The sequence below is a fragment of the Agrococcus phoenicis genome, from assembly GCF_047302415.1.
GTDB lineage: Bacteria > Actinomycetota > Actinomycetes > Actinomycetales > Microbacteriaceae > Agrococcus.
In genome coordinates this window covers 845,258-866,855 of sequence record NZ_CP154854.1, presented here as the reverse complement: position 1 = coordinate 866,855, position 21,598 = coordinate 845,258, and the positions used below count along the sequence as shown (strand labels likewise).

Sequence of the window (21,598 nt, the reverse complement as noted above, 5' to 3'; positions counted from 1 at the left end):
CGAGCGACGCGGGTATCCTCGTGACCCATGCTCTTCCCCGCACTCTCCATCATCGCCAGCCCCGAGGACTCCACCGCCGAGCTGACCGTGCACGGCGTGCTCGCCGGCGAGGCTCCCTCCGCCGGCGGCTTCGACCCCGAGCTGCTCGCCGCGCTCGGCATCACCGGCAAGCGCGAGCAGGTCACCCGGGCGGTCGTCGACGGCCGCAGGATCGCCTTCGTGGGCCTGGGCGACACCGTCAGCCGCGACCGACTGCGCGAGGCTGCCGGTGCGGCGATCCGCGCGCTGCGCGGGATCACCTCGGTCGCCATCTCGCTGCCCGTCAGCGACGGCGACGACGTGCAGGCCGTGCTCGAGGGTGCCGCGCTCGGCGCCTACCGGTACGCGGGTCGCCCGCCGGGGGACGACGCGGCGCAGGTGCGCGAGATCGCCGTGGTCGCCGGCGACGCCGAGTGCACCGCGTACGCCGTGCAGGGCGCAGGCATCGCCGCGCAGGCGGTCTGGCGCACCCGCGACCTCTCGAACACGCCCCCCAACCTGCTCAGCCCCGTCGACTTCGCGGACCGCGTCGTCGCCGAGGCGGCAGAGACGGGCCTGAGCGTCGTGGTCCGCGATGAGGATCGCCTCCGTCGCGAGGGCTTCGGCGGCATCGTCGCCGTGGGGCAGGGCTCCAGCCGCCCGCCGCGACTGGTGACGGTCGAGCACGCCCCCGAGAACGCCACGCGCCACGTCGTGCTCGTCGGCAAGGGCATCACCTTCGACTCGGGCGGCCTCTCGCTGAAGCCTGCCGCTTCGATGCAGCACATGAAGTACGACATGACGGGAGCGGCGACCGTCTACGCCGTGACGGCCGCCGCCGCGGCGCTCCAGCTCCCCATCCGCATCACCGCCCACCTCTGCCTGGCCGAGAACCTCGTCTCCTCCACCTCCACGCGCCCTGACGACGTCATCACCCTCCGGGGCGGCACCACGGTGGAGGTGACCAACACGGACGCGGAGGGCCGCCTGGTGATGGCGGACGGCCTGGTGCTCGCGAGCGAGGCGCAGCCCGACGCGATCATCGACGTGGCGACGCTCACGGGAGCGCAGGTCATCGCGCTCGGGGATCGCGTGAGCGGCGTGATGGGCAACGACGAGGCCTTCGTCGAGGCAGTCCTCGCCGCGTCGCGCGAGGTCGGCGAGCAGGTGTGGCCGATGCCGATCCCCGATGAGATGCGGGGCATGCTCGACTCGAGCGTGGCCGACATGATGAACGCGAAGGTCGGCAACCGGGCCGGCGGCATGCTGCTGGCTGCCGCGTTCCTGCGCGAGTTCGTCGGAGAGCGCGACGGCGCACCCATCCCCTGGGCGCACATCGACATCGCAGGCCCGTCGACCAACCTCGGGTCGCCGTTCGGCTTCACGCCCTCGGGCTCCACGGGCGTCGTCGTCCGCGGCCTGCTGCGCACGCTGTCGAAGATGTCGCGGTCGGCCGAGTGACCCGGATTCGCCCAGCCGATCCGGCTAGGCTGGCACAGGCAGGAACTGCCGTGCACCGCTGCGTCCACCGGCGCGGCAACGAAGACTCATAAGGAGCAAGTGCGTGTCCGATCAGAGCTTTGACATCGTCGTCCTGGGCGGAGGCAGCGCGGGCTACGCCGTTGCGTTGCGCGCCGTGCAGCTCGGCAAGACCGTCGCCATCGTCGAGAAGGACAAGCTCGGCGGCACGTGCCTGCACAAGGGCTGCGTCCCCACCAAGGCGATGCTGCACTCGGCCGAGGTCGCCGACGAGGTGCGAGCCGCCGGTCACGCGGGCGTCGACGCCGAGCTCAAGGGCATCGACATCGAGCGCGTCACCGCGTTCCGCGAGGGCATCGTCTCGAAGAAGTTCAAGGGGCTCCAGGGCCTCATCAGCGCCAAGGGCATCGAGGTCGTCGCCGGCGAGGGCAAGCTCACCTCGCCCACGACGGTGCAGGTGGGCGAGCAGACCCTGACCGGCAAGAGCATCGTGCTCGCCACCGGCTCCTACTCGCGCACGCTCCCCGGCCTCGAGATCACCGGCAACGTGATCACGAGCGAGCAGGCGCTCCGCCTCGACTGGATCCCGCAGCGCGTCGCGATCCTCGGCGGCGGCGTCATCGGCGTCGAGTTCGCGAGCGTCTGGCGCGCCTTCGGCGCCGAGGTCACGATCATCGAGGGGCTCCCCCACCTGGTCGCCAACGAGGAGGAGTCCGTCTCGAAGCAGTTCGAGCGCGCGTACAAGAAGCGCGGCATCCAGTTCAAGCTGGGCTCGCGCTTCTCGGGCGTCACGCAGGACGACTCGGGCGTGCACGTCGCCCTCGAGAGCGGCGAGACGGTGGATGCAGACCTGCTCCTGGTCGCCGTCGGTCGCGGACCCGTCACGCAGGACCTCGGCTACGAGGAGGTCGGCATCGAGATGGACCGCGGGTTCGTGACGGTGAACGACCGCCTCGAGACCAGCGTCAAGGGTGTCTACGCCGTCGGCGACATCGTGCCCGGCCTGCAGCTCGCGCACCGCGGCTACCAGCACGGCATCTTCGTCGCCGAGGAGATCGGCGGCCTCGAGCCGCGCATGGTCGAGGACATCAACATCCCGAAGGTCACCTACTCCGACCCCGAGATCGCCTCCGTCGGCTACACCGAGGCGAAGGCGAAGGCGCAGTTCGGCGACGACGCGGTCGAGAGCTATGAGTACTCCCTCGGCGGCAACGCGAAGAGCGAGATCGTGGGCACGACCGGCTCCGTCAAGGCGGTGCGCCTCAAGGACGGGCCCGTCGTCGGCGTGCACATGATCGGCCGCCGCGTCAGCGAGCTGGTCGGCGAGGCGCAGCTGATCGTCAACTGGGAGGCGTACCCCGAGGATGTGTCGCAGCTCCTCCACGCGCACCCGACCCAGCACGAGGCCCTCGGCGAGACGATGATGAAGCTCGCCGGCACCCCGCTGCACGCCATCTGATCGAACGCCACAGGAGACAGAACCATGACTGACATCAAGCTCCCCGAGCTCGGCGAGAGCGTCACCGAGGGCACGATCACGCGCTGGCTGAAGGCCGTCGGCGACGAGATCGCCGTCGACGAGCCCATCGTCGAGATCTCCACCGACAAGGTCGACACCGAGGTGCCCTCCCCCATCGCCGGCACGCTCACCGAGCTGCTGGTGGGCGAGGACGACACGGTCGAGGTCGGCGCGGTCATCGCACGCGTGGGCGATGCGGGCGACGCGCCGGCCGAGGACGCGCCTGCGGCAGCCGACGAGACGGCGACCGAGACAGCGACCGACACCACCGACGCCGAGCCGGCGCAGGAGGCCGACGAGGAGTCGGCAGCCGAGGCGCAGGAGTCGCCGTCGCGCGAGGCCGACGAGCAGCCCGCCGAGGAGCAGCAGCCCGCCGCGGACGCGAAGCCCACGGAGGGCTCCACGGAGGGCGGACAGGACATCACGCTCCCCGAGCTCGGCGAGAGCGTCACCGAGGGCACCATCACGCGCTGGCTGAAGGCCGTCGGCGACGAGATCGCCGTCGACGAGCCCATCGTCGAGATCTCCACCGACAAGGTCGACACCGAGGTGCCCTCCCCCATCGCCGGCACGCTCTCGGAGATCCTGGTGCAGGAGGACGACACGGTGGAGGTCGGCGCCGTGATCGCTCGCGTGGGCGGTTCGGGCTCTGCAGCCGCCCCATCGAAGGACGAGGCGCCGGCGGCCGACGAGTCGACGACCGACGAGCCCGCCACGAGCGACGAGGGATCGGCGCAGGCGCAGGACGCCGCTCCCGCCGAGCAGCCTGAGCCCGCAGCGCCCTCGACCGAGCAGCCCGCGCCCGCGAAGGCGCCGGAGGCCGAGGCGCCCAAGGCCGAGCAGCCGAAGGCCGAGCAGGCGAAGGCCAAGCAGCCGAAGGCTCCGGCGTCCAAGGCCGAGGCGCCCAAGGCCCCAGAGCCCAAGGCGGAGGCACCCAAGGCGCCGGCCGCGCCCGCAGCCCCGGCTGCACCGTCGGGCGGCGCGGCCGCTGCCTACGTGACGCCCATCGTGCGCAAGCTCGCGCACGAGAAGGGCGTCGACCTCGGCTCGCTCTCGGGCACCGGCGTCGGGGGCCGCATCCGCAAGGAGGACGTGCTGGCTGCTGCTGAGGCAACGCCCGCACAGGCGTCGGCCGCTCCCGCAGCCACGGCGCCCGCCGAGATCGAGGTGTCGGAGCTCCGCGGCACGACCGCTCCGATGTCGCGCCTGCGCAAGGTCGTGGCGAAGCGCGCGGTCGAGTCGATGCAGACGCTCGCCCAGCTCACGACCGTCGTCGAGGTCGACGTGACGAAGGTCGCGCAGCTGCGCGAGGCGAGGAAGACCGCGTTCCAGGAGGAGACCGGCACCAAGCTCACCTTCCTGCCGTTCTTCACGCAGGCAGCCGTGCAGGCGCTGCAGGCGCACCCGCTCATCAACTCGACGGACGACGGCGAGACGATCACCTACCCCGAGACCGAGAACCTCGCGATGGCGGTCGACACGGAGCGTGGCCTGCTGACCCCGGTGATCCGCGACGCGAGCGCCAAGAGCATCAAGGAGCTCACGGCCGAGATCGCAGACCTGGCCCAGCGCACGCGCGACAACCAGCTGAAGCCCGACGAGCTCGCGGGCGGCACCTTCACGCTGACCAACACCGGCTCCCGCGGCGCGCTGTTCGACACGCCCGTCGTGTTCCAGCCGCAGCGCGCGATCCTCGGTGTCGGCACCGTGGTGAAGCGCCCGGTCGTGGTGACCGTCGACGGGCAGGACTCGATCAGCATCCGCTCGATGGTGTACCTCGCGCTCTCGTACGACCACCGCATCATCGACGGCGCAGACGCGGCCCGCTACCTGGGGCAGGTCAAGGCGCGCCTCGAGTCGGGGCAGTTCGAGGTCTAGTCGACCCAGGCGTCTCGCAGCGTCCACCCGGCCTCGGTGCTCATCGCGAGCACCGAGGCCGGTTCGCGTTCGGAGTCCACGCGCAGCAGCCATGCATCGCCGAGGCGCTGCACCAGCACGAGCGTGCCGTCGTCGGGCATGCGCCACGGCTCCGCAGCCGTGAGCTGGGGGCTGCTCGGCTCGTGCAGCACGGCGAGGCAGGCCGCATCGCCCGCAGCGATGCACGCCTCGCGCTCGACGAGCAGCGCGGCGACCGCAGCGACCGCCTGCTCCGGGCTCTCGACGACCCCGCCGTCGGATGCAGCGTCGTCCGACGTCGGGCGGTCTGACGCCGAGCCTCCGGCGCCCACCCCGTCTGCGTCGGCGAGCGCGGTCGGCTCCGCCGCGGGCACCGGTGCGGGGCCGCTCGTCGCCGGCACGAGCGGCGCCGCGGCGGTCGAGCGAGAGGCGCCTTCCCCCTGGGGCCACAGCGCCACCGCAGCCACGATCAGCGCCGCTGCGCCCACCGCCGCCACGCCCCAGAACCTCGGCCGCACCGCCCCCACCGCCTGCACGATCCGAGGAGCGGCTCGGCCGCCGCGCTCCACGACCGCCTCCGCGAGGAGCGCGACGCGCGCGAGCAGGGCGTCGACCACGCTCGGGCGCCCGCGGTCGCGCGCGCGGAGCGCCTGCCTGGAGCCCGCCTGCCTCGACCACGCGTGCCGCGCATCCGCCGGCGCATCGGCTGTCCCGGTCGGCAGCGGCGGGAGCGCCAGCGGCAGCGCGGGCCACTCAGCCAGCAGCGCCGCACCGGCTCCTGTCATGTCGCGCGCGGCCAGCGCAGCGTCGACGCGCTCGGGCACCGAGCGGCCGCACGCGTCGAGCACCGCGGTGAGCAGCCGTCGCCAGCCGTCGACGTCGGCACCCACACCCTCGCTCGACTCGAGCCACGCCTGCGTCGGGCGCGCCGTCTCGATCTGCGCGCCCTCGCCGAGCAGCAGCGGTGCGCCGTCCCCGTCGAGTCGCACCGCGCCGGCGGTGCAACCGCCCGCGCGTGCCCCGACCGCGTGCAGCGCGCCCAAGGCGGCAGCGATCGGCGCGAGCGCGGTCACCGCCTCGCCCGGCGAGGGCGCCTGGCGCTGCACGAGCCAGTCGGCCAGGCTCAGCGGCAGCAGCGGTCGCACCAGCACCGCGCCGCCGTCCGTCGCGAGGTCGAGGATCGGCACCAGGTGGGGGTGGCCGGCCGCCAGCAGCGCCTCGGCCTCCCTGGCGATGACCGACTCGGCGCCCGCGAGGCTGCGATGCAGCTCCACGCCGTCGGCGTCGCCCGCCGGCCCGTCCGCTGCCACCCAGACCTCCCGCTCGGCATCGCGTCGGAGCGCTCGCACGAGCGGATGGCCGGCGATCTGCGCTCCCTCGTCACTCACGAGGCCGACCATGCCACCGGCCTCGCCGCCGGGGCGCGCACGGGCGGGTCGGCTGTGGAGAGCGTCGCCACCGCGCCCCGGTATCCTGATGGCATGGCACGCGACAGCGAGAAGGAGCCCGGCAGGCTCAAGACGATGTGGTCCATCTACAAGATGACCCACGAGAACGACAAGAAGGCGCTGCCGCTCATGGCGCTCGCCTTCCTCGGGCCGATCGCCGTGATCACGACGCTCGCGATCGTCTTCCGCCAGGACACGCTGTTCCTCGTCCTGTGGATCATCTCGGGCGTCCTCATCGGCCTGATGCTGATGATGATGACCCTCACCTGGCGCGCCGAGAAGATCGCCTTCGCGCAGATCGAGGGCCGCCCCGGCGCCGTCGGCGCCGTGCTGAAGAACGGCCTGCGCGGCAACTGGAACACCAGCGAGATGCCCACGGGCGTCAACCCGAAGACGCAGGACGCGGTCTACCGCGCCGTCGGCAAGCCGGGCGTCGTCCTCATCGCCGAGGGGCCGAAGGACCGCGTCGCGCGCATCCTCAGCGAGGAGCAGCGCAAGGTGAAGCGGATCGTGCCGAACGTGCCGATCCACGTGCTCGAGATCGGCCCGCAGTCCTCGCTGGAGCTGCGCAAGCTCACGAAGTCGATGCGCCGCCTCAAGAAGACGCTCTCGCGCGCGGAGGTCATGGCCGTCGCCAACCGCCTCACGTCGCTCGGGCAGACGAGCCTGCCGATCCCGAAGGGCATCGACCCCCGCCGCGTGCGACCCGGCCGCCCGCGCTGACGTAACACCGCTGAAACATCGGCGTCACGGCGGGGCAACCGCTCCCGCGTAGCGTCGAGGTCACGGCATCCGCCCACCCCCAACGCACGTCAAGGAGCAGCATGTTCAAGGATTCCTCCGAGGTCCTCGCCTTCATCAAGGACGAGGGGGTGCAGTTCCTCGACATCCGCTTCACCGACCTCCCCGGTGTGCAGCAGCACTTCAACATCCCCGCCTCGACGGTGGATGAGGAGTTCTTCAGCGTCGGCCAGCTCTTCGACGGCTCGTCGATCCGCGGCTTCGCCAGCATCCACGAGTCGGACATGCAGCTGATCCCCGACGTCACGACCGCGTACCTGGATCCCTTCCGCGACGCGAAGACGCTCGTGATGATCTTCGACATCTACAACCCGCGCACGGGCGAGATCTACCACCGCGACCCGCGCCAGGTGGCGCACAAGGCCGAGCAGTACCTCGCCTCCACCGGCATCGCCGACACCGCGTTCTTCGCCCCCGAGGCAGAGTTCTACGTCTTCGACGACGTGCGCTACGAGACGAAGTCGAACCAGTCGTTCTACGCCGTCGACTCCGAGGAGGGCGCCTGGAACTCGGGTCGCGTCGAGGAGGGCGGCAACCTGGGCAACAAGACGCCCTACAAGGGCGGCTACTTCCCCGTCTCGCCCGTGGACAAGCAGGCCGACCTGCGCGACGACATCGTCCTGAAGCTCGAGGCGATCGGCCTGCAGGTCGAGCGCAGCCACCACGAGGTCGGCACCGGCGGCCAGGCCGAGATCAACTACCGCTTCAACACGATGGTGAAGGCAGCGGATGAGATCCTCGCCTTCAAGTACATCGTCAAGAACACCGCGGAGCAGTGGGGCAAGACGGCGACGTTCATGCCGAAGCCGCTGTTCGGCGACAACGGCTCGGGCATGCACACGCACCAGTCGCTGTGGCTCGACGGCACGCCCCTGTTCTTCGACGAGAACGGATACGGCAACCTCTCCGACACCGCTCGCTGGTACATCGGCGGCCTGCTCGCGCACGCGCCTGCGGTGCTCGCGTTCACGAACCCGTCGATCAACTCGTACCGGCGCCTCGTGAAGGGCTTCGAGGCCCCGGTCAACCTGGTCTACTCGGCGGGCAACCGCTCGGCTGCCGTGCGCATCCCGATCACCGGCTCGAACCCGAAGGCGAAGCGCATCGAGTTCCGCGCGCCCGACGGCGCCTCGAACCCGTACCTCGCCTTCGCCGCGCAGATGATGGCGGGCCTCGACGGCATCAAGAACCGCATCGAGCCCCACGAGCCGGTCGACAAGGACCTGTACGAGCTGCCGCCCGAGGAGGCGAAGAACATCCCGCAGGTGCCCGGCACGCTCGAGGAGGCGCTCGTCGCCCTGGAGAACGACCACGAGTTCCTGCTGGAGGGCAACGTCTTCACCAAGGACCTCATCGACACGTGGATCTCGTTCAAGCGCGACACCGAGATCCTGCCGATGGCGCTGCGCCCGCACCCGTACGAGTTCGAGCTCTACTACGGGGTGTGACACGAGCTGCGTCTGACGCACACACACGGCGGGGCCGGATCTCTTGGGGGGATCCGGCCCCGCTCCTCTTCGGCACCGGGCTCACCAGTCGATCGTGATGCCCAGCACCCTGCCGTCGGCGTCGAGGTCGATCGCCACGATGGCGCCGGCGTGCGTCACCGTCGTGGCGATGCTCCCCGGCGCTGCGTCCGCGAGTGCGAAGTGCAGCGCGCTCTCGCCCGGCACCTTCGCGTCAGCGAGAAGGATGTGCGTGGTCATGCAGGCATCCTCGCAGCGCGGCTGCGCCGGCTCCCTCGACCCGCGCGGCGGTCGCCGCCGCAGCGACGGTCTTCAGCCGTCGTAGAAGACGCGGTCGAAGACCCGGCGGGCGCGCCTGGTGGTCGCCAGGTACTGCTCCTCGAGCGCCGCTGCCGAGCCCGACGGCAGGCCGACGAGCCGCGCGACCGCTTCGAGCTCGCCGCGATCCTCCGGCAGCAGGTCGATCGAGCGGGCGCGCGCGAGCGCCAGGGCGTTGCGGATGCGCGTGGCCAGCAGCCACGCGTCGCGCAGCACCTGCGCGTCCCGCTCCGCGACCAGGTCGAGCCTCGCCGCAGCGCTGAGCGCCTCGAGCGTCGACGGCGTGCGCAGGCTCGGCTCGCTGCCCGCATGGCGCAGCTGCATCAGCTGCACGAGCCACTCGACGTCGCTGAGCGCCCCGTCGCCGAGCTTCAGGTGGCGCCTGCGGTCCGCGGCCTGGGGCAGGCGCTCCGTCTCCACGCGCGCCTTGATGCGACGCACCTCCCGCACCGACGACGACGGGAACACGGCCGGGTAGCGCCGCTCGTCGATGATGGCCATCAGCTCGGCGGCGAGCTCCGCATCCCCCGCGAAGGGCCGTGCCCGCAGCAGCGCCTGCGCCTCCCACGGCTCCGACCAGCGGTCGTAGTAGGCGCGGTAGCTGTCGACGGTGCGCACGAGCGGGCCCTGGCGACCCTCGGGCCGCAGCCCGGCATCCAGCTCGAACGGCAGCGAGGGATCCGCGAGCGTCTCCTGCACCTTGCGGACGAGCGCGGTGGCGGCTGCCACGGGATCGTCATCGCCCCGCGCGACGTGCATGACGTCGATGTCGCTGCCGAAGCCGATCTCGCGGCCACCGGTGCGCCCCATCGTGATGATCGCGAACCGCAGGCCCTCCGGCGTGTGGAGCGTGACCGCAGCGTCGACGATCGCCGCGGCGATCGCCGTGAGCGCTGCCCCGACACCTGCCTCGTCGACCCGCTGGAGCGCGCTGGCGATCGCGACGCGCAGGTGCTCGCGGCGCCGCACCCCGCGCAGCGCCCGTCGCACGGCATCCGCATCGCCCTCGTGCCGACGCAGGATGGCCGCGGTCTCCTCGCGCAGCACCTCCTCGCCCCTGGGCCGCAGCTGCTCATCGCTGTCGAGCCACGACGCGGCCTCAGGCAGGCGCTCCATGAGCGAGCCGATCAGCCGCGACGATGACAGCAGGTTCGTGAGCCGTCGAGCGGCGACCGGCGAGTCGCGCAGCATGCGCAGGAACCACGGGCTGTCGCCCAGGGCCTCGCTGAGCCTGCGGAACGCCAGCAGCCCCATGTCGGGATCGGCCCCCTCGGCGAACCATCCGAGCAGCACCGGCAGCAGCAGCCGCTGGATCTGCGCACGCCGGGAGACCCCGCCGGTGAGCTCGCCGATGTGCGCGAGCGCCCCTTTCGGATCGACGTAGCCGGATGCCCGCAGGCGTCGCTGCGCCGCCTCGGGCGTCAGGTGCACGTCGTCGCGGTCGAGCGAGGCGACGGCGCCGAGCAGCGGCCGGTAGAAGATGCGCTCGTGCAGCGTCCGCACGGCGCGCCGCGCCGCCTGCCACTGCGCGGCAAGCGCATCGGCGCTCTCGACCCGCGCGGTGCGCGCGAGGCGCCGCAGGCCCTCGGGGTCGGCGGGCATCAGGTGGGTGCGCCGCATGCGCCAGAACTGGATGCGGTGCTCGAGCGTGCGCAGGAACCGGTAGTGGTCGCCGAACTCGTCGCGATCGGCGCGCCCGACGATGCCGCGGGCGGCGAGCGCGTCGAGCGCCTCGAGCGTGCCGCGCTGGCCCAGCGACTCGTCGTCGGCGCCGTGCACGAGCTGGAGGAGCTGCACGGTGAACTCGATGTCGCGCAGGCCCCCGGGGCCGAGCTTCAGCTGCCGATCGACCTCGTCGGCGGGGATGTGCTCCGTCACGCGCTCGCGCATCCGCTGCACGGACTCGACGAAGCCGTCCCGGCTCGACGACTCCCACACCTTCGCGCGCACCGCGGCGTCGTAGTCGGCGCCGAGCTGCGCGTCGCCGGCGATCGGGCGCGCCTTCAGCAGCGCCTGGAACTCCCACGACTTCGCCCAGCGATCGTAGTAGGCCACGTGCGAGGCGAGCGTGCGCGTCAGCGCGCCGTCCTTGCCCTCCGGCCGCAGGTTCGCATCGACCTCCCACAGCGGAGGCGCCTTCTGGAAGGCGGCGCACGCGGCGGTGGTCTCGCGCGCCAGGAGCGTCGCGATCTGCGTCGCGCGAGCGTCGTCCAGCGCAGCGTCATCGGCGACGGCGTGCACCCAAATCACGTCGACGTCGCTGACGTAGTTCAGCTCTCGCGCGCCCGTCTTGCCCATGCCGATGACCGCGAGCCGCACGAGATCGGCCTCGTCCCCGAAGCGGTCGCGCGCGACGGCGCGGGCGATGGCGAGCCCGGCGTCGAGGGCTGCCGAGGCGAGGTCGGCGAGCGCGGCGGAGACCTCGTGCACGCGCTCCTTCGGATCTTCGAGCGCGAGATCCCACGCGACCAGCTCGGCCAGGTGCCGGCGGTAGCGGCACCGCAGCGCCGCGACGGCCTGCTCCTGGGGCAGCGTCGACGCGCCGCCGTCGATCGCGACCGCATCGAGCAGGCTGCTGCGATACTCCGACGCATCCCGCGGCGGCTGCGGGCGCAGCACGACGTCGAGGTCCTCGGCGTGACGCTCGAGGTGCTCGGCCGTGCCGAGCGAGCCCCCCAGCACGCGCAGCAACGACGCGCGGCCCGCGTCATCGCCCACCGCTCCCGACAGGTCGACCTCCGCGCGGACGAAGCGCACGAGCATCTGCAGCGCCGCATCAGGGTCAGCGGTCTGGGCGCACTCCTCGACAGCGCCGTGCAGCTCCTCCGGCAGCTCCTGCAGCAGCATCTCCGCCCGGTCGGGCTCGCGATACCCCAGCCGGGCGAGCCGCGTGCGCGGCGAGGGGATGCGCATGGCCTAGAGCGAGAGGAGGTTCGACTCGAGCTCCACGCGCGTCACCTGGTCGCGGTAGCGGCGCCAGTCCTCGCGCTTGTTGCGCAGGAAGTAGGAGAAGACCTGCTCGCCGAGGGTCTCGGCCACGAGCTCCGACTCCTCCATGGCGCGGATCGCGGCGTCCAGGCTGGTCGGCAGCGGCGTGTAGCCGAGCGCCTTGCGCTCCTTGTCGGAGAGCTGCCAGATGTCCTCGATCGCCTCGTCCGGCAGCTCGTAGCCCTCCTCGATGCCCTTCAGCCCTGCGGCGAGCAGCACCGAGAAGGCGAGGTAGGGGTTCGCCGCGGAGTCGAGCCCGCGGTACTCGACGCGGGCCGACTGCGCCTTGTTGGGCTTCGAGAGGGGCACGCGCACGAGCGCCGAGCGGTTGTTGTGGCCCCAGCTGACGAAGCTCGGTGCCTCGTCGCCGGCCCAGAGCCGCTTGTAGGAGTTGACGAACTGGTTCGTCACGGCCGTGAACTCCGGTGCGTGGCGCAGCAGACCCGCGACGAAGTGGCGACCCACCTTCGAGAGCTGGTACTTGCCGCTCGGGTCGTGGAAGGCGTTCCGCTCCCCCTCGAACAGCGACATGTGCGTGTGCATGCCGCTGCCGGGGTGGCCCTCGAAGGGCTTCGGCATGAAGGTCGCGAAGACCCCCTCGGAGATCGCGACCTCCTTCACGATCGTGCGGAACGTCATGATGTTGTCCGCGGTCGAGAGGGCGTCGGCGTAGCGCAGGTCGATCTCGTTCTGGCCCGGCCCCGCCTCGTGGTGGCTGAACTCCACCGAGATGCCGATGTCCTCCAGCATCCGCACGCTCGCGCGCCGGAAGTCGTGGGCGGTGCCGCCGGGCACGTTGTCGAAGTAGCCGGCGCGGTCGACGGGCTCCGGGTACAGCACATCTGCCGACTTCAGCAGGTAGAACTCGCACTCCGGGTGCGTGTAGAAGCTGAAGCCGCGGTCGGCGGCCTTCGCGAGCGTGCGCTTGAGCACGCGTCGCGGGTCGGCGGCGGCCGGCTCGCCGTCGGGCGTGTAGATGTCGCAGAACATGCGCGCCGTCGGGTCGACCTCACCCCGCCACGGCAGCACCTGGAAGGTCGAGGGGTCGGCCTTCGCGATGACGTCGGCCTCCGATGACCGCGACAGGCCCTCGATCGACGAGCCGTCGATGCCCATGCCCTCCAGGAACGCGCCCTCGACCTCCGCCGGGGCGATGGCCACCGACTTCAGCGAGCCCAGGACATCCGTGAACCACAGCCTCACGAACTTGACGCCGCGCTCCTCGATCGTGCGAAGCACGAAGTCCTGCTGCTTGTCCATCCCGGCCCCTCTCTGCCTCCCATCAGGCTAGTGGGCGCGCGCTCCGGGTTAGGCTCGAGACATGGCGATGAACGAGAGCGGACCGGTCGCGGCCGGCGAGCCGCAGGAGGCTGCGGCACCCTACGGCGGCGCGAGCAGCGGGCCCAAGCGCGTGCGGATCCGGCACTTCGAGCGCGCGAAGCAGGATGGCGTCAAGATCGTCGGCCTCACCAGCTACGACTACCTCTCCGCGCAGATCTTCGACGCCGCGGGCATCGACTTCCTGCTCGTCGGCGACTCCGCCGGCAACACCGTCTTCGGCTACGACACGACGCTGCCCGTGACGGTCGACGAGCTCATCCCCCTCACGCGCGCCGTGGCGCGAGCGGCCAAGCGCGCGCTGGTGGTCGCCGACATGCCGTTCGGCTCCTACGAGGTCAACGCGCGCGAGGCGCTGCACACCGCCATCCGCTTCATGAAGGAGACCGGCGCGCACGCCGTGAAGATGGAGGGCGGCGAGCGCACTGCCGAGCAGATCCGCCGCGTGGTCGAGGCCGGCATCCCCGTGATGGGGCACGTCGGCTACACCCCACAGTCCGAGCACGGGCTCGGCGGGCACGTGATCCAGGGGCGCGGCGAGGCCGGCGCCGAGCAGCTGATGCGCGACGCGCTCGCCGTGCAGGAGGCCGGTGCGTTCGCGGTGGTGCTCGAGATGGTGCCCTCCGAGTCGGCGAAGGCCGTGACCGAGGCCCTCCGCATCCCCACGCTCTCGGTCGGTGCCGGCCCGCACTGCGACGGCCAGCTGCTGGTGTGGAGCGATTGGGCGGGCATGACGACCGGCCGCATCCCCAAGTTCGTGCGGCAGTACGCACAGCTCGGCGCGACGCTCGAGGCCGCCGCGATCGCCTTCCGCGAGGATGTCGCGAGCGGCGCCTACCCCGCGCCCGAGCACGAGTACGAGTAGCCGTGCGCGTCGCGCTGCTGCTGCGCGGGGTCAACGTCGGCGGCGTCACGGTGCGCTCGGCCGACCTGCGGGCGCTGCTGGGCGACGCGGGGCTCGGCGACGTCGTGACGGTCCTCGCCAGCGGGAACGCCGTCGTGACGGCGCCGGATGCGGCGAATGCCGCGCGCATCGCGGAGCGCGCGCTCCAGGCGCGGTACGGCAGGCGGATCCGGGTGCTCGGCATCGCGATCGAGGCACTGGCCGCGGTGGTCGCCGCCTACCCGCACGTGGAGGACGACGAGCACACGCCCTACGTCCTCTTCGAGCTCGAGCCCGGCATCGTGGCATCGCTCGCCGGCGTCGAGACTGCAGAGGACGAGGCGATCGCCGCGGGCGATGGCGTGCTCTACTGGTCGAACCCTGCGGGCACGACCCTGACCAGCGGCTTCGCGAAGGCGTCGGAGCGCGCGGGACGCGGCTCCGGCGCGAAGGACGCGACCACCACGCGCAACCTGCGCACGCTGCGGAAGGTGCTCGCCGCAGCCTGAGGCGGCGCCGGCGCGAGAGGCGCGGTGGGGCTCCTCAGTCGTCCTCTGCGGCGTCCTCCGCGGCCCACGCACGCGATCGCTCGGCGATGATCTCGGGCGCCCGAGCCGCCTCCTCGCGGGTCGTGAACGGCCCGGCGCGGTCGTAGCCGGGCGAGACCTTGCCCTCTTCGACCACGCCGGTCTCGAGGTTGTACCAGTATTCCGTCGCGTCCATGTGGCCCGATTGTAGGTGACCGGCATCCGAGGCGGTCTGCGCCTCCCCGCCGCCCACAGCGCGCGCGCTGTACCGTTGGTGCATGCACAACAACGCAGGCGCTCCGTCGCCCGACGGCCATAGATCGAGCGCCCAGGTGACCCTGGGCGCGCCCCTCGAGTCCAGCAGGACCCGTCGATGACGGGGGAGCTCGCACTCAACATCGCACTCGTCGTCGTCTTCGTCCTGATCGGCGGCGTGTTCGCAGCCACGGAGATGGCGCTCGTCACCCTCCGCGAGGGCCAGATCAACGCGCTCGCCGCACGCGGCAGGCGCGGCGCCAAGGTCGCAGCGCTGGCGCGGAACCCCAACACCTTCCTCTCCGCGGTGCAGATCGGCGTCACGGTCGCCGGCTTCGCCTCCGCCGCCTTCGGCGCGTCGTCGCTCTCACCGTTCGTCGTGCCGCTGCTGACCGCGGTCGGGCTGGGCGAGCAGGCTGCTGGCACGGTCGCGACCGTCGTCCTCACCCTGCTCATCGCCTACCTCTCGCTCGTCCTCGGCGAGCTCGCCCCCAAGCGCCTCGCGATCCAGCGCAACGCCACCTTCGCGTTCGCCGTCGCCCCCGTGCTCAACGGCTTCGCCATCGTGATGAAGCCGGTCATCTGGCTCCTCTCCGTCTCCACCAACGTCGTCGTGCGCCTGATGGGCGGCGACCCCCACAAGACGGGCGAGGAGATGACCGAGGAGGAGCTGCGAGACATCGTGTCGAGCCACGCCAGCTTCCCCGACGACGAGCGACGCATCCTCGACGACGTCTTCTCGCTCCGCGACAGGCAGCTCAGCGAGGTCATGCGACCGCGCCCCGAGGTCGCTGCCCTCGACGGCACGGCCTCGGTCCAGGAGGCCGCTGCGACCGTGCGCGAGCAGCCCTACTCCCGCTACCCCCTCGTCGACCGCACCATCGACGACATCACGGCGTTCGTCCACATCCGCGACCTGTTCGACGCCGTGCAGCAGGGATCGGCCTCCGCGCTCGGCGACATCGGGCGCCCCATCCCCTACTTCCCCGCGACCGCTCGCGTGCTGCCGACGCTGGGAGCGATGCGCGCGGAGGGACACCACATCGCCGTCGTCGTCGACGAGTACGGCGGCACCGACGGCATCGTCACCCTCGAAGACCTCCTCGAGGAGGTCGTCGGCGAGATCTTCGACGAGTACGACACGGATGCCGTCCCGAACGAGCTCTCCGGCGAGGGCGGTGTCGTCGACGGCCGGCTCAACTTCCAGGACTTCGAGGACGCCACCGGGATCCGGCTGCCGCCGAGCAACGCGGACACCGTCGCCGGCTTCGTCATCGAGAGCCTCGGTCGCCTCGCTCGCGTCGGCGATGCCGTCGCCGTCGACGGGGCCACCCTGCAGGTCACCGCTGTCGACCGCCGTCGCATCGCCGAGCTGCTCGTCTCGCGGACGGCGAGCGACGGCGGTGACGGACACGCGCACGAGGAGGATCGCCCCTGAGGGGGTGCGCCTCGGCGCCCGGAGCTGCAGGATGAGAGCGACGGCGTGAGCGGCGCAGGTGGCCGACGATCGCTCGTGCAGGGATCCACCGAAGGGAAGAGCAGCATGTCAGCGCAGTCCTACCTCACGTCGATCGAGCAGCAGACCGGCACGACGCCCCGAGCGCTCATCGGCCTCGCCGCGGCCGCCGGGCTGACCGCGTCGTCGAAGGCCGGCGAGATCGGCGCATGGTTCAAGTCCGAGCACGGGCTCGGTCACGGCCATGCGATGACGCTCGCGCAGATCATCCGCAACCTCGACACGATCGACCTGGCGAACCCGACGCCCGCCGGGCCGCCGCCCGGCTCCATCGGGAGGCTGTGGCTGGACGGCGAAGCCACCCGGCCCTCGCCGTAGCGAGCCGCCCATTTCCCGCGGCCCACGACGATGCCGCGGCCACGGAGCGCGGGCGCTCGGTCGCCGCGGGCATCACACGGGATGATCCGGCGCGTCCTCCGCCGACGCACGAGCGGCCGCGGCCCGATCGACGTCGTCGATGGTCAGCGCCGCGCTGACCAGCGCGAGGTGGCTGAGCGCCTGCGGCAGGTTGCCGAGGAAGGCCCCCGTCCCTGCCTCGAGCATCTCCGACAGCAGCCCCACGTCGTTCGGCGACTCGGCGAGCAGCCGGTCCATGCGCTCGTGCGCGGCATCCAGCTGACCGCAGTGCGCTCGCGCGGCGACCAGCCAGAAGGAGCATGCGACGAACGACGCCTCTTCGTCAGCCGCGCCGGAGTAGCGCAGCAGGTGCGGGCCCTTGCCCAGCTCCCGCTCGAGCGCGTCGAGCGTGCGTCGCATCCGCTCGCCCCGGTCGAAGCCGCTGATCGCGTGCAGCAGGATCGACGCGTCGAGCTGATCGGTGCCGGGATGCCACACGTAGGCGCCGACCTCCTCGGACCAGCAGTGCTCCGTCACCCACTCGCGGATGGCCTCGGCCTCGAACCTCCAGCGCTCAGCGTCGCCGGGGATCTGGCCGAGATCGGCCAGGTGGGCCGCCTGCTGGAGCGCATGCCAGCAGCCGAGCTTCGAGGTGGTGTAGTGGCGCTGCTCCTCGAGCTCCCACATGCCGGCATCCTTGCGCCGCCAGCTGTCTGCGGCGAGGTCAGCGATCTCGGCCATGAGGCGGCCCGTCGGCGCATCGAGCACGTTGCCAGCGTCGACGTACAGCGCGACGATGTTGAAGACGTCGCCGTAGACGCCGAGCTGCAGCTGGGAGGCGGCGCGATTGCCCGACACCACCGGCTGCACGCCGCGCCAGCCGGGCACGTCGTGGTGCTCCACCGCATCCCCGGGCACGCTGCCGTCGAGCCCGTGCAGCACGGCCGTCGCGTCGTCCTGCCCGCGCAGGAGCCGCAGCAGCCACGTCATGGCGCCGTGCACCTCCTCCGTCACGCCGAGCTGCAGGAGCACCGACAGCGAGTAGGCCGTGTCGCGCACCCAGGAGAAGCGGTAGTCCCAGCTCTTGCCGCCGGCGAGCGACTCCGGCAGCGAGGTCGTCGCTGCCGCGGTGATGCCGCCGGTCGGCCCGTAGATGAGCTGCTTGAGGAGCAGCGCGCTGCGGTGCACGGCCTCCGGCCAGTCCCCCCGGTAGTCGCACGACTCCGACCAGCGGCTCCACGCCGCGACCGTGCGATCGATGCCCGCATCCATCGCCGCGGGATCCGGCAGCATGAGCGGCTCCTCGTCGGTGGCGACGAGGCCCAGCAGGTGCCGCGAGCCGGGCGTGGCGATGAAGTGCGCGACGATGCCGCGAGGCCCGGTCTCGACGTGCTCGTGGTGCAGGAGCCGCGGTGCGAGCGAGAGCCCGTCGAGCCGCAGCACGGTGCCGTGCACGGTCTCGCTCGCCCACGGCGATGCCGCGCCGAGCAGCGTGCCCGGCGCGATCTCGCCCCGCAGGCGCACCTCGCCCTCCACGCCCTCGATGCGGCGCGCGAGCTCGCACCACGGCAGCCGGCCCGACTGCCCCGTGTTGAGCGAGTCGGTCACGCGCACGACGCCCGTCGCCGTGATGAAGGTCGTCTCGAGCACGTTGGTGCCGGGCAGGTACCGCCGCTCCACCTCGTGCGGCTCGACCGGCGCGAGCGCGATCCGGCCGCCCGCCTCGGCATCGAGCAGCGCCGCGAAGGCCGGTGGCGAATCGATGGCGGGCAAGGGCAGCCAGTCGATGCTGCCGTCGCGCGCGACGAGCGCGATCGTGCGGCCATCGCCGATCGGCGCGTAGGTGCGCAGATCGGCGTAGCCGTCCGCATCGCGCTCGTCGAGCGCGCCGCGCACCGGCGCGCCGCCGTCCCAGCGCAGCTGCGTGCCGACGGCGGCGCGTCGCGTCACGGCGTCGGCATCCCGCCGTTGACGTGCAGCGTCTCCCCGACGACGTAGCTCGACTCCGCCGACGCGAGGAACACGAACGCGGGCGCCAACTCGGCCGGCTGCCCTGCGCGACCGAGCGGGGTCTGCTCGCCGAACTCGGGCAGCGCATCGGTGGGCTGGCCTCCGGCCGTCTGCAGCGGCGTCCACACCGGGCCGGGGGCCACGACGTTGACCCGGATGCCCCGAGGCGCGAGCTGCTGCGAGAGCGCCTTGCTCATGGTGTTCATCGCCGCCTTCGTGGTCGCGTAGTCGACGAGGTGCTCGGACGGCTGGTACGCCTGGATCGACGAGGTCGCGATGATCGAGGAGCCGGGCGGCATGTGCGGCACCGCATCCTTCGAGAGCCAGAAGAGCGGGTAGACGTTCGTCTTGAAGGTCTCGTCGAACTGCTCGTCCGTGAGGTCCTCCAGCCGCTCGACGTACTGCTGCTTCCCGCCGTTCGAGACCAGGATGTCGATGCCGCCGAGCCGCTCGACGGCGGTGCGCACGAGCTCCGCGCAGTGCGCCCGGTCGGTGAGGTCGCCGGGGATGGCGACCGCCGTGCGGCCGGCCTCCTCGATCAGGCCGACGATGCGCTGCGCATCGCTCTCCTCCTCGGGCAGGTAGGAGATCGCGACGTCGGCGCCCTCGCGCGCGAACGCGATGGCGGTCGCAGCACCGATCCCGGAGTCGCCGCCGGTGATGAGCGCCTTGCGGCCCTCGAGCTTGCCGGAGCCGCGGTAGGTCTGCTCGCCGAGGTCGGCCTTGTCGCGCATCTCGGAGTCGAGGCCGGGGCCGTCCTGCGAGATGGCCCGCGTGGTGATGTCGGCGTAGAGGGTGGTCGGGTCTTGGAACGTGTACTGATCAGCCATTCCTCGACCCTAGGGAGCACACCTGACCGCGGTGCTCGGCGGGCGCACGGCCGGCACCCAGGTGCGGGTGCGCTGGGCGGCACTGCCTAGGATTGGGACCATGCCGAAGGACGCCGCTGGCCACCTCATCCCCGGCCGCATCGGCCCCGTGCGTCGCGTCGACGCCTCGATCGCCCGACCCGAGTACGTGGGCAGGCCCGCGCCGGCGAAGCACCGAGGCGGCGACGTCTACGACGAGCCCACCATCGAGCGCATCCGCGCCGCCGGCACGATCGCGGCCGACGCGATCGCCGCGGTCGGGGCGGCGGTGCGCCCCGGCGTGTCGACCGACGAGCTCGACGCGATCGGCCACGAGCTCGTGACGAGCCGCGGCGCCTACCCGTCCACGCTCGGCTACCGCGGCTTCCCGAAGTCCATCTGCTCGAGCGTCAACGAGGTCGTCTGCCACGGGATCCCCGACGACACCGTGCTCGAGGCGGGCGACATCGTCAACATCGACATCACCGCCTACATCGGCGGCGTGCACGGCGACTCGAACCGCACCTTCGTCGTCGGCGAGGCCGACCAGGAGGTGGCGCAGCTCGTCGAGCGCACCGAGGAGTCGCTGCGCCGGGCCATCCGGGCGGTGATGCCCGGGCGCCGGGTCAACGTCATCGGGCGCACGATCGAGATGTACGCGAAGCGCTTCGGCTACGGCGTGGTGCGCGACTTCACGGGGCACGGCGTCGGCACGTCGTTCCACTCCGGGTTGATCATCCCGCACTACGACACCGACCGCTTCGACACCGAGATCCTGCCCGGGATGGTCTTCACGATCGAGCCGATGCTCACGCTCGGCACGCACGAGTGGGAGATGTGGGACGACGAGTGGACGGTGGTGACGAAGGATCGCTCGATCACCGCGCAGTTCGAGCACACCATCGTGGTACGGGAGTCGGGGGCCGAGATCCTGACGCTGCCCACCGCCTGAGGCCGGCAGCGCCCGCCGCCGCGCTGCGCCGCGGCGCAACCGATTCCATGGCAGGATCGAGCGCGTGGCGAAGTCAAAGCACAAGGCAGTCGGGGTCGACATCGGCGGGACGGGCGTCAAGGCCGCGCTCGTCGACGTGCACAGCGGCGAGCTGCTCAGCGATCGCGTGAAGGTGCCGACGCCGGCGGGCGGCGAGCCGGACGCGATCCGCGACGCAGTGGTCGAGCTCGTGGGCCGCCTCGACGTCGAGGAGACCACGCCGATCGGGGTCACGTTCCCCGCCATCGTGCGCCACGGTCGCACGATGAGCGCCGCGAACGTCTCGAAGGCGTGGATCGGCCTCGAGGCGGAGCAGCTCTTCGAGCGCGCGCTCGGGCGCGACATCCACTTCGTCAACGACGCGGACGCGGCGGGCTTCGCCGAGGATCACTACGGCGCGGCCAAGGACGCGTCGGGCCTCGTCATCATGACCACGCTCGGCACCGGCATCGGCGGCGCGCTCATCTACGACGGCACGCTCATCCCGAACGCCGAGCTCGGGCACCTCGAGATCGACGGCCACGACGCGGAGTCGCGCGCCTCCAACCGAGCGCGCGAGCGCGAGGAGCTCAGCTGGGAGGTGTGGGCGCAGCGCTTGCAGCGCTACTACAGCCACCTCGAGTTCATCTTCTCCCCGGACCTGTTCGTCGTCGGCGGAGGCGTCTCGAAGTCGGCCGACCTCTTCCTCCCGCTGCTCGAGCTGCAGACGCCGATCGTCCCGGCCATGCTCCGCAACAACGCCGGCATCATCGGCGCGGCGGCACTCGCGCGCGGGGTCTGACCGCACCGGTCCTCCGCGCAGGGCGGCGAGCACAAGGCGCCGTCCGCAGTTCGGCGCGCACCGCGCTGAGACCGAGGCGCACCGCGCTGAGACCGAGGCGCACCGCGCCGAGTCGCGCTCCCGTCATGCTCGCATGACCACCGATCTGCGTATTGCTGTGTTTTCCTGTCTATCTCTGCG

General features: G+C 71.8%; 18 protein-coding genes. 11 read left to right on the top strand and 7 right to left on the bottom strand.

What is annotated here, in order from left to right; all coding sequences use genetic code 11:
• Positions 1–27 precede the first annotated feature (27 nt).
• The 3 genes from AA0Z99_RS04210 (at position 28) to sucB (ending at position 4,894) form a co-directional block, all read left to right on the top strand.
• Positions 28–1,479, top strand: a complete 1,452-nt coding sequence (locus AA0Z99_RS04210) for a leucyl aminopeptidase (RefSeq protein WP_413319753.1) — start codon at positions 28–30, stop codon at positions 1,477–1,479.
• A gap of 103 nt (positions 1,480–1,582) precedes the next feature.
• Positions 1,583–2,956 carry a dihydrolipoyl dehydrogenase gene (gene lpdA / locus AA0Z99_RS04205; protein WP_413319751.1) on the top strand — a complete coding sequence of 458 codons (1,374 nt, stop codon included), beginning with the start codon at positions 1,583–1,585 and terminating at the stop codon, positions 2,954–2,956.
• A 24-nt stretch (positions 2,957–2,980) separates the two neighbouring features.
• Entirely contained in the window at positions 2,981–4,894 is a 1,914-nt protein-coding gene (sucB, locus tag AA0Z99_RS04200; protein WP_413319749.1) for a 2-oxoglutarate dehydrogenase, E2 component, dihydrolipoamide succinyltransferase, read from the top strand.
• Here sucB and AA0Z99_RS04195 read toward each other — a convergent pair.
• Entirely contained in the window at positions 4,891–6,300 is a 1,410-nt protein-coding gene (locus tag AA0Z99_RS04195) for a hypothetical protein (RefSeq protein WP_413319747.1), read from the bottom strand. The genes sucB and AA0Z99_RS04195 overlap by 4 nt on opposite strands.
• 93 nt (positions 6,301–6,393) lie before the next feature.
• Here AA0Z99_RS04195 and AA0Z99_RS04190 point away from each other — a divergent pair, with 93 nt between their 5' ends.
• Positions 6,394–7,083 carry a DUF4191 domain-containing protein gene (locus tag AA0Z99_RS04190; RefSeq protein WP_413319745.1) on the top strand — a complete coding sequence of 230 codons (690 nt, stop codon included), beginning with the start codon at positions 6,394–6,396 and terminating at the stop codon, positions 7,081–7,083.
• A 101-nt stretch (positions 7,084–7,184) separates the two neighbouring features.
• Entirely contained in the window at positions 7,185–8,609 is a 1,425-nt protein-coding gene (glnA, locus tag AA0Z99_RS04185) for a type I glutamate--ammonia ligase (protein WP_413319743.1), read from the top strand.
• An 81-nt stretch (positions 8,610–8,690) separates the two neighbouring features.
• On the opposite strand, the gene AA0Z99_RS04180 is transcribed toward glnA, so the two are convergent.
• The 3 genes from AA0Z99_RS04180 to AA0Z99_RS04170 all read right to left on the bottom strand — a co-directional run bounded on the left by AA0Z99_RS04180 (position 8,691) and on the right by AA0Z99_RS04170 (position 13,193).
• A complete protein-coding gene (locus tag AA0Z99_RS04180; RefSeq protein ID WP_413319741.1) occupies positions 8,691–8,867 on the bottom strand; it encodes a hypothetical protein in 177 nt (58 codons plus the stop codon).
• Between the two features lie 72 nt (positions 8,868–8,939).
• A complete protein-coding gene (locus tag AA0Z99_RS04175; protein WP_413319739.1) occupies positions 8,940–11,858 on the bottom strand; it encodes a bifunctional [glutamine synthetase] adenylyltransferase/[glutamine synthetase]-adenylyl-L-tyrosine phosphorylase in 2,919 nt (972 codons plus the stop codon).
• Positions 11,859–11,861: 3 nt separating this feature from the next.
• On the bottom strand, positions 11,862–13,193 hold the full coding sequence (locus tag AA0Z99_RS04170) for a glutamine synthetase family protein (RefSeq protein WP_413319737.1): 1,332 nt from the start codon (positions 13,191–13,193) through the stop codon (positions 11,862–11,864).
• Between the two features lie 67 nt (positions 13,194–13,260).
• On the opposite strand from AA0Z99_RS04170, the gene panB reads away from it, so the two are divergent.
• Both panB and AA0Z99_RS04160 read left to right on the top strand, forming a co-directional pair.
• A complete protein-coding gene (gene panB, locus AA0Z99_RS04165; RefSeq protein WP_413320759.1) occupies positions 13,261–14,136 on the top strand; it encodes a 3-methyl-2-oxobutanoate hydroxymethyltransferase in 876 nt (291 codons plus the stop codon).
• A gap of 2 nt (positions 14,137–14,138) precedes the next feature.
• Positions 14,139–14,663 (top strand): DUF1697 domain-containing protein, encoded by a 525-nt coding sequence (locus tag AA0Z99_RS04160; RefSeq protein WP_413319735.1) that lies wholly within the window; start codon positions 14,139–14,141, stop codon positions 14,661–14,663.
• 34 nt (positions 14,664–14,697) lie between these two features.
• Here AA0Z99_RS04160 and AA0Z99_RS04155 read toward each other — a convergent pair whose 3' ends face one another.
• Positions 14,698–14,877 carry an SPOR domain-containing protein gene (locus AA0Z99_RS04155; protein ID WP_413319733.1) on the bottom strand — a complete coding sequence of 60 codons (180 nt, stop codon included), beginning with the start codon at positions 14,875–14,877 and terminating at the stop codon, positions 14,698–14,700.
• Positions 14,878–15,054: 177 nt separating this feature from the next.
• Between AA0Z99_RS04155 and AA0Z99_RS04150 the strand changes: the two genes are divergently transcribed.
• Positions 15,055–16,374: a hemolysin family protein gene (locus AA0Z99_RS04150; protein WP_413319731.1), complete on the top strand. Its 1,320-nt coding sequence runs from the start codon at positions 15,055–15,057 to the stop codon at positions 16,372–16,374.
• Between the two features lie 105 nt (positions 16,375–16,479).
• The gene (locus AA0Z99_RS04145; protein WP_413319729.1) at positions 16,480–16,770 is read left to right on the top strand and encodes a DUF4287 domain-containing protein; all 291 of its coding nucleotides are present in this window, start codon (positions 16,480–16,482) and stop codon (positions 16,768–16,770) included.
• A 72-nt stretch (positions 16,771–16,842) separates the two neighbouring features.
• On the opposite strand, the gene AA0Z99_RS04140 is transcribed toward AA0Z99_RS04145, so the two are convergent.
• Together AA0Z99_RS04140 and AA0Z99_RS04135 are read right to left on the bottom strand one after the other, a co-directional pair.
• A complete protein-coding gene (locus AA0Z99_RS04140) occupies positions 16,843–18,684 on the bottom strand; it encodes a glycoside hydrolase family 15 protein (protein WP_413320757.1) in 1,842 nt (613 codons plus the stop codon).
• Positions 18,685–18,734: 50 nt separating this feature from the next.
• Positions 18,735–19,628, bottom strand: coding sequence for an SDR family oxidoreductase (locus AA0Z99_RS04135; RefSeq protein ID WP_413319727.1), 894 nt, complete (start codon positions 19,626–19,628; stop codon positions 18,735–18,737).
• 100 nt (positions 19,629–19,728) lie between these two features.
• On the opposite strand from AA0Z99_RS04135, the gene map reads away from it, so the two are divergent.
• Both map and ppgK read left to right on the top strand, forming a co-directional pair.
• Complete coding sequence (gene map, locus AA0Z99_RS04130; RefSeq protein WP_413319725.1) at positions 19,729–20,598, top strand: type I methionyl aminopeptidase; 870 nt, start codon at positions 19,729–19,731, stop codon at positions 20,596–20,598.
• Positions 20,599–20,662: 64 nt separating this feature from the next.
• Positions 20,663–21,418 (top strand): polyphosphate--glucose phosphotransferase, encoded by a 756-nt coding sequence (ppgK, locus tag AA0Z99_RS04125; protein ID WP_413319723.1) that lies wholly within the window; start codon positions 20,663–20,665, stop codon positions 21,416–21,418.
• The last annotated feature ends 180 nt before the right edge of the window (positions 21,419–21,598 follow it).

Excerpts from the sequence above, each read along its gene's own strand:
- AA0Z99_RS04210 (WP_413319753.1), top strand. The coding sequence starts at position 28 with ATGCTCTTCCCCGCACTCTCCATCATCGCCAGCCCCGAGGACTCCACC.
- sucB (WP_413319749.1), top strand. The coding sequence starts at position 2,981 with ATGACTGACATCAAGCTCCCCGAGCTCGGCGAGAGCGTCACCGAGGGC.
- AA0Z99_RS04190 (WP_413319745.1), top strand. The coding sequence starts at position 6,394 with ATGGCACGCGACAGCGAGAAGGAGCCCGGCAGGCTCAAGACGATGTGG.
- glnA (WP_413319743.1), top strand. The coding sequence starts at position 7,185 with ATGTTCAAGGATTCCTCCGAGGTCCTCGCCTTCATCAAGGACGAGGGG.
- AA0Z99_RS04180 (WP_413319741.1), bottom strand. The coding sequence starts at position 8,867 with ATGACCACGCACATCCTTCTCGCTGACGCGAAGGTGCCGGGCGAGAGC.
- AA0Z99_RS04175 (WP_413319739.1), bottom strand. The coding sequence starts at position 11,858 with ATGCGCATCCCCTCGCCGCGCACGCGGCTCGCCCGGCTGGGGTATCGC.
- AA0Z99_RS04170 (WP_413319737.1), bottom strand. The coding sequence starts at position 13,193 with ATGGACAAGCAGCAGGACTTCGTGCTTCGCACGATCGAGGAGCGCGGC.
- panB (WP_413320759.1), top strand. The coding sequence starts at position 13,261 with ATGAACGAGAGCGGACCGGTCGCGGCCGGCGAGCCGCAGGAGGCTGCG.
- AA0Z99_RS04155 (WP_413319733.1), bottom strand. The coding sequence starts at position 14,877 with ATGGACGCGACGGAATACTGGTACAACCTCGAGACCGGCGTGGTCGAA.
- AA0Z99_RS04150 (WP_413319731.1), top strand. The coding sequence starts at position 15,055 with ATGACGGGGGAGCTCGCACTCAACATCGCACTCGTCGTCGTCTTCGTC.
- AA0Z99_RS04145 (WP_413319729.1), top strand. The coding sequence starts at position 16,480 with ATGTCAGCGCAGTCCTACCTCACGTCGATCGAGCAGCAGACCGGCACG.
- AA0Z99_RS04135 (WP_413319727.1), bottom strand. The coding sequence starts at position 19,628 with ATGGCTGATCAGTACACGTTCCAAGACCCGACCACCCTCTACGCCGAC.
- map (WP_413319725.1), top strand. The coding sequence starts at position 19,729 with ATGCCGAAGGACGCCGCTGGCCACCTCATCCCCGGCCGCATCGGCCCC.